We start from the raw sequence: 11469 nt of genomic DNA on the forward strand, positions 1-11469 counted from the left end.
CCGCCCGGCCTCCGCCTCTTGGTGTTACAAGCCCAGTTCCTCTGGCAGGGGCACATCCTCACCCAGCACCTGCTTGGCCAAAAAGTGCTCGACGACGCCGTACCAGACTTTGGCATGTTGCGGCTGCAGCACCCAGTGATTCTCATCCGGGAAGTACAGGAAACGGTGCGGGCCCTGCCCGTTCTCGTCAGCAGGCAGTTGCGAGGAGGACAGGAGCTCATACCAAAGCCGAAGACCTTCCCCGATGGGTACCCGGTAGTCCTTGTCACCATGGATCACGAGCATGGGGGTTTTGATCTTGGCCACGTTCAGGTGCGGCGAGTTCTCCAGTGCCATGTCCGTGGTCATTTCCTTGAGCCAGTACTGGGCGGCGTCCGTAGTGGGACCGAACTGGTCAAGGGCCCACAGGCTGGCGTGGGTGACGATCGCCTTGAACCGATCCGTTTGCCCGGCGACCCAGTTGGCCATGTAACCACCGAATGACCCGCCCATCGCGGCAGTCCGGGTCTCGTCGACGTCGGCCCGTGCCACCACAGCGTCGGTTATCGCCATGAGGTCGGTAAACGGCTTCTTGCCCCACTCCCCCCACCCTCGCTGGATGAAGTCCTGGCCGTACCCTGTGGAGAGGGCAGGATCGGGTAGCAGTACCGCGTACCCCTTGGCCACAAGGAGCCACGGGTTCCAACGCCACGTCCACGCATTCCAAGACCCCAACGGCCCGCCATGGATCCACAGCAGGAGGGGTGCCGGCTTCTCCGCGGAGGCCCCTTCGGGAAGGGCAAGGTACGCGGGCACGCGGGAACCGTCCTCGGCCGTGGTTTCCACACGCTCGAGCTTGCCTGGGTACGCGGGGCGCTCCACGGGCCCCTGCAAACGGGAGACCGCACCGCTGGCGAGGTCGATCCGAACCGCCTCCGGGGGGAACTCGTACGAGCTGCGCAGCGCATAGGCCGTCGTTCCGTCGGGCGAAATCAGGACGTTGGAATACGCTGCAGCGTCGTCCGTTATCCGCGTTACCCCGCCGTCGGTGACGTCTACCCGGAAAACCGGCGACGCGCCGTCGTCGTCCGCGGTGGCCAGGATGGCACTGCCGTCCGGGAGCCATGCGAGCGCGCTGGGCCAGCGGTCCCATTGGTGCGCTAGCGGGACCAAGGTGGCGTTGGCGTCTCCGGTGTCGGTCCCTGCCGCCTCACCGCCCGCAACGCGGAGCAAGTGCAGCTTCACCTGCGGCGCCTGGGTTGGCGTCGTGTCACTTTCGCTCTCCACCACCAGCCACTGGTTGTCCGGGCTGACGGGCCCGGGGAAGTAATTCATGCCTTCGTGGTCAAGGAGCACCTTGACTGCGCCGCTAGCGACGTCGACGGCGGCCAGCACCTGCCGACTGTCCGCCTTGGCGAGCGCTTTTGCCATGCTCGTGTAGATGCTCCTGCCATCGGGGCTCACAACGGTCTTTGCCTCGCGTAAGGAACCCCCGACGCCGGGTGTCAGGTTGCGGAGCCGGAGCGGCGCGGTGTTGTCCACGGTGGACGGTTTGCCTGGCTCCATCGCTTCGCCGGCTTCAACAGCGAAGAGCCGCGGCTCGGCGGGGCCCAGGTCAGCGTCCCAAAAGCGCACCGGGTATCCGGTGTGCAGGATGGCAGAGACTTTGTGATCCTTGCGGATTTTGCGGCGTTCCTCGTCGTTTTCTTCATCGGTTGATCCGGCGAGCACCGGGGCGATGACGAAGATGGTGTCGGCGGCTCTGGCGGCCAGGACGGAACTGATGCCGCCGGACCGGGAGTGGACCACCCGTGCTTCTCCACCGTCGAAGGGCAGGAGCCACAATCCGTTCACGGGGTCGGCTTGGCGGTTTTCGGGATCGGGGCCTTCGGGATCGGCGCGGGAGGACGTGAAGTAGAGGTCCCCGGTTGATGCGAAGACCGCGCCTGCCTCGCCCTTGGAACTGCGGGTGATCCGTCGTGCCCGGTTTTTGCCGGAAGGGTCCACCTCCCACAGCGCGGTGGAAAACTCGGTTCCTTTGCCATTCAGGGTGGTCATGGTGGTAACCAGGCGCTTGCCGTCCGGACTGAGTGTCAGGCCGCTGACCCTTGGGATGGACAGGTAGTAGTCCATGTCGTGGAAAGGCGTTTCGGGGATGCGGTCCGCGGCAGGGTTATCAGCAGGTTCCATGCTCAGATTCAACACTCATTGTGGCTTCAATCACAGCGCGGTTCACTCAGAGTGAAACAGTACTTTCAGATATTCCGCTTCACGTGGGCTGGGCTTGCTACTTGGATGGGAGGTTGCGGAGGGCTTTGAGCACTGCGACGGTACCGTCTTCTGCCGCGATCCTTTTTGCAAGTTGCCTGGCTTCAGCGGTGTACGACGGCGTGGTGACGGCCCGGTTGATAGCCTCACCAAGGCGCTCCGGAGTGAGTTTTTTATAGGGAATCGGTGCCGGGCCAGCACCCAGATCCGCAACCCTGGAGGCCCACAGCGGTTGATCCGTGTAGACCGGGACGCCCACAGTCGCCACCCCCGAACGCAAGCCGGCCGCCGTCGTTCCGGCCCCTGCGTGATGAATCACGGCTGCCATGCGCGGGAAAAGCCAATCGTGCGGGACATGTCCGACGCCGATCGCGTCGTCACCCAGCACCTCATCCACACCCTGCACCACTGCCCTCACCCCCGCCCGTCGGGTGGCCTCGAGGATAAAACCGGGATCCATGTCCGCGCTGCTTCCAAAGCCGACGAAGACCGCGGGCGGGCCATCAGCAAGGAAGTCGACCAGATTCGGGGACGGCCGCCAGCGGTGGTCCGTGGCGGGCCACCAGTAGCCGGCCATGACCAAGCCCGGGTGCCAATCCGCTGGGCGCGGCAGGACGGTGGGGCTGATGCCATAGAGGATCGTGGCTCGGGCGTTCCTGCGGCGGCGCTCGGCAGCCGCTCGGCTTTGTTTCTTGAGTCCCAAGGCTTTACGCATTCGCGCACTGGGGGCGTCGTAAGGTGCGGGGCCCGCAGCGGCGCGTTCACCGATGATCTTGTTGCCTGCCGCGCCCAAACTCCTGCCCAAGCCCATAAGCACGGGCGGGTAGGCCGCGCTTGGTTCCGTGGGCTGCAAGTGGGCGCCGAGGACCGGAATTCCGAAGGCCTCAGCAATGTCGTAAGCATAGGGCGACACTGAATTGGCCATGATCACATCAGTGCCCGCCTCCACGGCGGCCAGCGTCCCATTCGCCGCGTGATCCATGTAGTCGCCGAGCTTGCCCCAGAAAGTCAGCAAGTCCGTTGGGGATTCTTTTGCCCCGGGCCTGGGGTGCCTGATCAGTTCAGCCAGGTCACCAGGTAACGGCCTGAACTCACATCCCGACTGCAGGACCAAGCCGGCGTACGGAGGGTTAGCGGCAATGGCCACCTCATAGCCCGAGGCCTGGAGGCGGCTTCCCAGGCCGGCCATGGGCGCAACATCACCCCGTGTCCCCGGCGCAGCCATGAGCACCCGCATTGACCCTCACTTCGATAGTGGATTAGAACCACCAACGCAAACGCCCCGCCCATTCCTCGCGGAATAGACGGGGCGCCGTGCTGATGCGGTTATGCCTACGCGGTGGGAGCGATCTCCGGGATGCGCGGCTTAGCGTTGCCAGCGAACGTGAACTTGGCGTCGTCCCCTTCGCCGTCCACATCCACTACCACGATGTCACCGGCGTGGATCTCGCCGAACAGGATCTTCTCGGACAACTGGTCCTCGATCTCGCGCTGGATGGTACGGCGCAGCGGCCGTGCACCCATTGCGGGATCGTAACCGCGGGTAGCCAAGAGGACCTTGGCGGCCGTGGTGAGCTCGATGCCCATGTCCTTGTCCTTGAGGCGACGCTCCAAGCGGGTCACGAACATGTCCACGATCTCGATGATCTCGTCCTGGGTCAGCTGCGGGAACACCACGACGTCGTCAACGCGGTTGAGGAACTCAGGGCGGAAGTGCTGCTTCAGCTCTTCCGTGACCCGGGCCCGCATCCGGTTGTAACCGGTCTGGGTGTCCGTGCCGGACTGGAAACCAGTGGCCACGCTCTTGGAGATATCGCGGGTACCAAGGTTGGTGGTCATGATGATCACAGTGTTCTTGAAGTCCACCACGCGGCCCTGGGAGTCGGTCAGGCGGCCGTCTTCCAGAATCTGCAGCAGGGAGTTGAAGAGGTCCGCGTGGGCCTTCTCAACTTCATCGAACAGGACCACGGAGAACGGACGCCTGCGGACCTTCTCGGTCAGCTGGCCACCTTCTTCGTAGCCAACATAGCCCGGAGGAGCACCGAAGAGACGCGAAACCGTGTGCTTCTCGGAGTACTCGGACATGTCCAGGGTGATGAGGGCGTCCTCTTCACCGAACAGGAATTCGGCAAGTGCCTTGGCGAGCTCGGTCTTGCCGACGCCGGTGGGGCCGGCGAAGATGAACGAGCCACCGGGACGCTTGGGGTCCTTCAGGCCTGCACGGGTGCGGCGGATAGCCTGGGACAGCGCCTTGATGGCTTCGTCCTGGCCGACGACGCGCTTGTGCAGTTCGTCTTCCATCTTGAGCAGGCGAGAGGACTCTTCCTCGGTGAGCTTGAAGACCGGGATGCCCGTGGAGTTCGCAAGAACTTCAGCGATCAGGTCCTCGTCAACCTCGGAAATGTCGTCCATGCCGCCGGACTTCCAGTTGCGCTCCTTCTCGGCGCGCTCGGCAATGAGCTTCTGCTCTTTGTCGCGCAGCGAGGCAGCACCTTCGAAGTCCTGGGCGTCAATGGCGGATTCTTTCTCCATTTTGACGTCCGCAATGCGCTCATCCATGGCCTTGAGCTCCGGCGGAGCAGTCATGCGACGGATGCGCAGCCGTGCACCGGCTTCATCGATCAGGTCGATTGCCTTGTCTGGCAGGAAGCGGTCCGAGATATAGCGTTCGGCCAGCTGCGCGGCTGAGGCGAGGGCGCCGTCGGTAATCGTTACGCGGTGGTGTGCCTCGTAACGGTCCCGCAGGCCCTTGAGGATCTCGATCGCGTGGGCGACGGAGGGCTCCTTGACCTGGATCGGCTGGAAACGACGCTCCAGTGCAGCGTCCTTTTCGATGTGCTTGCGGTACTCATCCAAGGTGGTGGCACCAATGGTCTGGAGTTCACCGCGGGCAAGCATTGGCTTCAGGATGGACGCAGCATCGATGGCGCCTTCGGCAGCACCGGCACCAACGAGGGTGTGGATCTCGTCGATGAACAGGATGATGTCGCCACGGGTGCGGATTTCCTTGAGGACCTTCTTGAGGCGTTCTTCGAAGTCCCCGCGGTACCGGGAACCGGCAACCAGCGAACCGAGGTCAAGCGTGTAAAGCTGCTTGTCCTTGATGGTCTCAGGGACATCACCGCGGACGATCGCCTGGGCGAGGCCTTCGACGACGGCTGTCTTACCCACGCCGGGTTCACCAATCAACACAGGGTTGTTCTTGGTGCGACGGGACAGGACCTGCATGACCCGCTCCATCTCCTGCTCGCGGCCGATCACAGGATCGAGCTTGTTCTCGCGGGCAGCCTGGGTCAGGTTGCGTCCGAACTGGTCAAGCACCACTGAACCGGCAGGGGTACCTTCCGGCTGGCCCTGGCCGGAGCCGCTGCCTGCGGTCTCCTTGCCCTGGTAGCCGGAGAGCAGCTGGATAACCTGCTGGCGGACCCTGTTGAGGTCTGCACCGAGCTTGACCAGCACCTGGGCTGCCACGCCTTCGCCTTCGCGAATCAAGCCGAGCAGGATGTGCTCAGTTCCGATGTAGTTGTGGCCGAGCTGCAGTGCTTCGCGGAGCGAGAGCTCCAGCACCTTCTTGGCGCGGGGGGTGAAGGGGATGTGACCGGATGGAGCCTGCTGGCCCTGGCCGATAATCTCCTGTACCTGCTCCCGAACACCATCGAGCGAAATGCTCAGGGACTCGAGCGCTTTGGCTGCAACGCCTTCACCCTCGTGGATCAGACCCAAGAGGATGTGCTCGGTACCGATGTAATTGTGGTTGAGCATCCGTGCCTCTTCTTGGGCAAGAACGACCACGCGACGGGCACGGTCCGTAAATCTCTCAAACATTTCGCCACACTCCTAGCTACGACGTACTTTGACTCTACGTGGAGGAGCAGCACTTTTGGGGCGTGTTCGCCACAGGGGAAACATGGGCCGGCGCTGGAATAAATCGCGCTGGAGGCCTTGACCCCGGACGGCGGGTGGTGGCATCCTCGGGCGCCGGGTTACACCGACGCCCGCCTGTCACGCCCGGGCCATTCCCAAATCGCATTCGGATGGCTCCTACAGGCCTAACGTCACCCTATATAGGAGCAATTCATCGGTGGCGAGCACCGGGATTCACAGGAAATTCCTAGGTTGGCGACGAGCGGCAACGCGCTTTTGGAAGTTAAAGCCGAAAGCCCCGGCACTGTGTGCCGAGCCTTCATGCGGTGAATCAGGAATTTGCCTTTTGGTAGGCTTCCTGAATTTCAGCCTGAATACGTCCGCGACTGTTGACCGTGTAGCCGTTATCACGGGCCCATTGCCTGATCTGCGCGGAATCCTGATTGCGCGGAGTGGTCGCACGGCCGCGCGTGGCACGGCCGGAGGATGTCTTCCTGGCCTTGGCAACGAAGGGTTCCAAAGCCTGGCGCAATGATGCAGCGTTGGCGGTGGACAGATCCATTTCGTAGCTCACGCCGTCCAAGCCGAAGCGGACCGTTTCGTCCGCGTCCCCTTCATCCAGGTCATCGACGAGGATGATTTTTACTTTCTGTGCCATGAGTAGCCTCTCTTTTGGAGGGTTGGATAATCAGAAATTCCCCGACTCCGTATTTCTGATTATCGTTCACGCCCACGGCACACGTCAAAGGCACATTTGGATTCCCGTTAAGGCCCTTGTGAATTTTGGGGCTATTTAGTGGCGGGGCCCTGCGGCGCTGGGCCGGAATTTCCCAAATCGGCTTCAGCTTGCGCCCGTGCCTCGGCTTGGCGTTCGGATTTGTCGGCATTGAAGATCGACTTCATGGCGAACCAGAAGATCAATCCAACCACCACTGAGGGCGCCAGAACTGCGATGTAATCCATGATCAATGTCCTTCGGGCTTCAACAAGGGGAACAATATGGTTTCACGGATGCCCGCACCGGTGAACAGCATGACCAAGCGGTCGATGCCCAACCCGATACCCCCCATTGGCGGCGCCCCGTACTCGAGAGCACGCAGGAAGTCTTCATCCAACTGCATGGCCTCGTCATCTCCTGCGGCCGAACGCCGCGACTGCTCGGTAAGGCGTTCACGCTGGATCACGGGGTCGATCAGCTCGGAGAATGCCGTACCGCGCTCCATACCGCCGATGATCAAGTCCCACGCCTCGATCAAGCGCCCGTCTTCCCGGTGCGGGCGGGCCAGGGGCTGGGCGGACGGCGGGTAGTCATAAACAAAGGTGGGGTTGAGCAGCGTCGGTTCCACAATCTCGCCAAACAACTCAACCACGAGCTTCTCGGCATCCCACTTGGAGTCCACCTTGACTTGGTGTTTGGCAGCGAGGGCCACCAACTCCTCCACCGTGGTGTCAGGCGTTATTTCCTGGCCCACGGCTTCGGAGAGACTCGGGTACACGGAAACCCAAGCCCATTCGCCGTCGAGGTTTATTTCACCGGACTCAGTTTGGATGGTTCGGGTACCAACGACGTCGGCCACGTTCAGGATGATTTCCTTCATACGCTCGGCCATGACGAACTGGTCCGCCCACGCTTCATAGCATTCAAGGGTGGTGAATTCGGGGCTGTGCGTGGAGTCCACGCCCTCATTACGGAAAACCCTGCCCATGTCATAGACGCGGTCAATCCCGCCCACCACGGCCCGCTTGAGGAATAGTTCCGTGGCAATGCGGAGCGTCATTTTCTGGTCGAAGGCGTTCATGTGGGTCTCGAAGGGCCGGGCCGTGGCGCCGCCGTGAACCAACTGCAGGATGGGCGTCTCAACCTCCACATACCCGTGGCGGTCCAAGGTGTCCCGCACCGAGCGCGTAATCGCAGCCCGCTTGTAGACCATTTCGCGCGCTTCTTCGCGGACCATCAAATCCACATAACGCTGCCGGACCCGCGTTTCCTCGTTCAGCTCGGCATGCAGCACAGGAAGCGGGCGGAGCGCCTTTGAAGCCATGGACCACGAGTCGGCCATGACAGAGAGTTCGCCTCGGCGGGAGGAAATAACCTCGCCCTTGATAAAGACGTGATCGCCAAGGTCTACCAGGGCCTTCCAATCGGCCAGGGATTCCTCACCGATGTTGGCCAGGCTCAGCATTGCCTGGAGGCGCACTCCCTTGCCGTCAACCCCACCTTCCTGAAGGGTGGCGAAGCACAGCTTGCCGGTGTTGCGCACGAACACGACGCGGCCGGTGACGCCTACGACGTCGCCGGTTGTTTCGTCAGCCTCAAGGTGCGCATACTTTTCGCGGATTTTACTGAGGGAGTGTGTCCGCTCCACAGCCACCGGGTAGGCCTCCGAGCCGCGGGCAAGCAGCTTGGCACGCTTGTCCATGCGGATGCGCATTTGTTCGCTGGCATCGAGGGGCTCTGCGGAAGTGCTGGGGGCGGCGGTGTTTGCGGAAGTCACAGTCCTTAAGTTTACCGGTGATTACGAGCCCTGATTTCCCGGGCATAGACTCACCCTGTGGAGACATGGACAGTTGAAACGGACGACGGCGGTGGCCACCTCGAAGTGCACACGTTCCGTGCTGCGTCAGGTGCTTCCCTTCCGGGTTCCAAGGCACCGACTGAACCGCCCGGCGTCGTGCTTGTCCACGGCACGTTGGTGACTGATTCCCTTTACTGGCCGTTCGCGCGCACCATGAGCCTCCTCCTGGAGCGCCCCGTCCACACCTACAACCGGCGGGGCCGTGGCCATTCCGCACCGCAGCCGCACGGATATTCCGTGGAGACCGAGATCGCCGATCTGCACGCAGTGATGGACAAGACAGGGTCCACGGACGTGATTGGCCATAGTTATGGCGGTTTCGTGGGCTTACAGGCCGCCCGCCGCGGCAAGATCAGCCGGCTGGTCACCTACGACGCTGCGGTGTCCCTCGCCGGAAGCCTCAGCGGCCGTTGGCGCCCCGAGTTGGAGGCTGCTGTCACCGCGGGGCAGCTAGACGATGCGTGGGCGCACCTCGTGCAAGGCCTCGGAACCGCTGGTCCCATTTCATACCTGCCGATGGGTGCTCTGAGGACGCTCAGTGTCCTCTCGGCACGGACGCGGCTGGGTTTGGAGATGCGGTCGTTGCTGCCTACCGCCGTCGTCGAGATGCGCGCAGTCCTCGCCGCCGACGGGACGCTGGAGGATTTCATGAGCCTTACCACCCCCACCCTGATGCTGAGCGGCGGCTGGAGCCCGGCATATTTCGCCGAAACGGGCCGAGCCTTGGCCGCGGCGGTGCCAGCCATCGAGTTGGCCATCGTTCCGTTCCAGTTTCATGAAGGCCCGCTGCGCCCGGGGAGGCGCCTGGCCGTACGTGTGGCCCGGTTCCTGTCCGGGAACCGCATCCCTGGAGAAGCCGCCGCAGCCACCTAAGATGTTCCGGTGAAGGAACGCGAGATCAAGACGCACGACGGCGGCAGGCTTGCCCTATACAGCTACGGCGCCCAACACGCACCCGGCGATCGACGGGTCGTGATCGTGGGAGGCGCGTTCCTCACCGCGCTCATCTACCGGCCGTTCTCCGTGGCCCTGGCCAAAGGACTAGGGAACGATTGGGCCGTAGACGTCTACGATCGCCGGGGCCGCGGAAAGTCAACGGACCAACCCCACAACTACTCCATGGCAACCGAGATTGCGGATGTGCGCACCATCATGGACGCCACCGGAGCACGGAACATCCTGGGCCACAGCCTCGGCGGTTCCGTGGCATTGAACGCTGCGCACGTGTTTGCCGGCACGCGTCACCAACCGGAGAAGCTCGCCGTGTACGACGCCGCGGTGAACATCGACGGAAGTATGGACACGGACTGGTTGAAAGGTTTTGCCGACGCGGTCAACAAGGGCGACATCAACCGCGCCATGGTCCGAATGAAACGTGGCATGAACCCTGGGACGGCCCTTGCCCGCGTCCCCGAGCCGGTTCTGGCCGGGCTAATGGCGGTGGTTTCCCGCACCAAGGTCAATAAGGTCTTCCGTGAACTGCTGCCGTCCGGCGTCGGCGAACTGCAGGCCGCTTTCGAAGCTTCCGGCACTGACTTCTCCGTCCTTCCGCGCGGCACGCATTTTATGGTGGGCAAGAAGAGCCCGGAGTATTACAAAGTCACCGCCGCCCGGCTGAACCGCGCCGTCCCGGGGAGCACCTTGGAAGTATCGCCCAAAGGCTTCCACGGATCCGTTCCGGCAGCGGTCAAGGAACTTGTCTCGGACATTTCGGACTACTTCAGGGGCTGACCGGTTATATACATAGGAGCGGGGCGGCTGTCGGCAGTCAGGTGGCTCCGATAGGCTCAAGTCATGACGCGCGACATCATCATCACCCCGGACGGCGGACACCTCGAAGTACTCACCACCGGTGGTGAGCTGGCAACGAAAGGTTCCGGCGTCGTCGTTGTGCCGGCCTCCGTAGTTACGGCTGCCGATTACACGCGTTTCGCGCAGAAACTCAGCACAGCGCTCGGCCGGCCAGTCCACACTTTCAACCGTCGCGGCCGCGGTGATTCATCCCCACAGGCCGAGGATTACACCCTTGAAGCCGATATCCGCGACTTGGACGCGGTGATGAAGCACACCTCCAGCACAGACGTCTTCGGGCACAGCTTCGGTGGCGCCGTGGCACTCCATGCAGCCCGTACGCTGCCCGTGGAACGGCTCGCGGTCTACGACCCCGCAGTATCCGTCAATCACAGCGTCAAGGCCGACTGGACGCCCGAATATGAACGGGCGACGGCGGCTGGAGACTACGATCGTGGCCTCGCCGTGCTGATCAAGGGCGTCGAAACCGGCGGCGCTTTCGCGCGCATGCCGCTGTCTATGTTGACCCTGGCAACGAAGCTTGCTGCGGGTACGCCATTGGGCAAGCAGATGCGGGAGCTGATGACCTGCGGCGTCCGTGAGATCAAGGCTGTCATAGCCGCGGACATGCCTGCAGAGCCCTTCTTGGAGCTCCCCCTGGAAACCTTGATCGTGGTGGGCGAAAAGAGCCCGGCATATTTTGGCGTCGCCTGCGGCCAGATCCACGATGTCCTGTCCGGGTCCAGCTACACCATCCTCCCGGGCTTCGGGCACGACGGGCCGAACAAGGCCCCTGACAAGCTGATCACGGAGCTATCCGAGTTCTTCTCGGGCTAGGTTCGGTGCTGCCTGGGGCGCTGATGGCCCTGGGTTGTGTTCTGGGTGTTAAATGCGGGGAGCCCCGACCGTGTGGTCGGGGCTCTCCGGTTGAATGGTTGTCCGGCGGTGTCCTACTCTCCCACACCCTCCCGGGTGCAGTACCATCGGCGCT

General features: G+C 62.8%; 9 protein-coding genes. 3 read left to right on the forward strand and 6 right to left on the reverse strand.

Features of this window, described 5'->3' with window-relative positions; translation table 11 throughout:
• Nucleotides 1–24: 24 nt before the first annotated feature.
• From QRN42_RS12305 to lysS, 6 genes are all read right to left on the reverse strand, one after another.
• Entirely contained in the window at nt 25–2169 is a 2145-nt protein-coding gene (locus QRN42_RS12305; RefSeq protein WP_284979428.1) for a S9 family peptidase, read from the reverse strand.
• Nucleotides 2170–2266: 97 nt separating this feature from the next.
• Entirely contained in the window at nt 2267–3472 is a 1206-nt protein-coding gene (locus QRN42_RS12310) for a glycosyltransferase (protein ID WP_350224878.1), read from the reverse strand.
• Nucleotides 3473–3579: 107 nt separating this feature from the next.
• Complete coding sequence (locus QRN42_RS12315; RefSeq protein WP_284979430.1) at nt 3580–6072, reverse strand: ATP-dependent Clp protease ATP-binding subunit; 2493 nt, start codon at nt 6070–6072, stop codon at nt 3580–3582.
• Between the two features lie 370 nt (nt 6073–6442).
• A complete protein-coding gene (locus QRN42_RS12320; RefSeq protein ID WP_284977104.1) occupies nt 6443–6769 on the reverse strand; it encodes a histone-like nucleoid-structuring protein Lsr2 in 327 nt (108 codons plus the stop codon).
• Between the two features lie 131 nt (nt 6770–6900).
• A complete protein-coding gene (locus QRN42_RS12325; RefSeq protein WP_284979431.1) occupies nt 6901–7074 on the reverse strand; it encodes a hypothetical protein in 174 nt (57 codons plus the stop codon).
• 2 nt (nt 7075–7076) lie between these two features.
• Nucleotides 7077–8606, reverse strand: a complete 1530-nt coding sequence (lysS, locus tag QRN42_RS12330; RefSeq protein WP_284979432.1) for a lysine--tRNA ligase — start codon at nt 8604–8606, stop codon at nt 7077–7079.
• A gap of 57 nt (nt 8607–8663) precedes the next feature.
• On the opposite strand from lysS, the gene QRN42_RS12335 reads away from it, so the two are divergent.
• The 3 genes from QRN42_RS12335 (at nt 8664) to QRN42_RS12345 (ending at nt 11315) form a co-directional block, all read left to right on the forward strand.
• Entirely contained in the window at nt 8664–9560 is an 897-nt protein-coding gene (locus QRN42_RS12335; RefSeq protein WP_284979433.1) for an alpha/beta fold hydrolase, read from the forward strand.
• A 9-nt stretch (nt 9561–9569) separates the two neighbouring features.
• Nucleotides 9570–10418, forward strand: coding sequence for an alpha/beta fold hydrolase (locus QRN42_RS12340; RefSeq protein WP_284979434.1), 849 nt, complete (start codon nt 9570–9572; stop codon nt 10416–10418).
• 63 nt (nt 10419–10481) lie between these two features.
• Entirely contained in the window at nt 10482–11315 is an 834-nt protein-coding gene (locus QRN42_RS12345; RefSeq protein WP_284979435.1) for an alpha/beta fold hydrolase, read from the forward strand.
• Nucleotides 11316–11469: the final 154 nt, after the last annotated feature.

Origin of the sequence: Arthrobacter sp. fls2-241-R2A-200 (assembly GCF_030209745.1) — a bacterium.
Classification (GTDB): Bacteria; Actinomycetota; Actinomycetes; order Actinomycetales; family Micrococcaceae; genus Arthrobacter.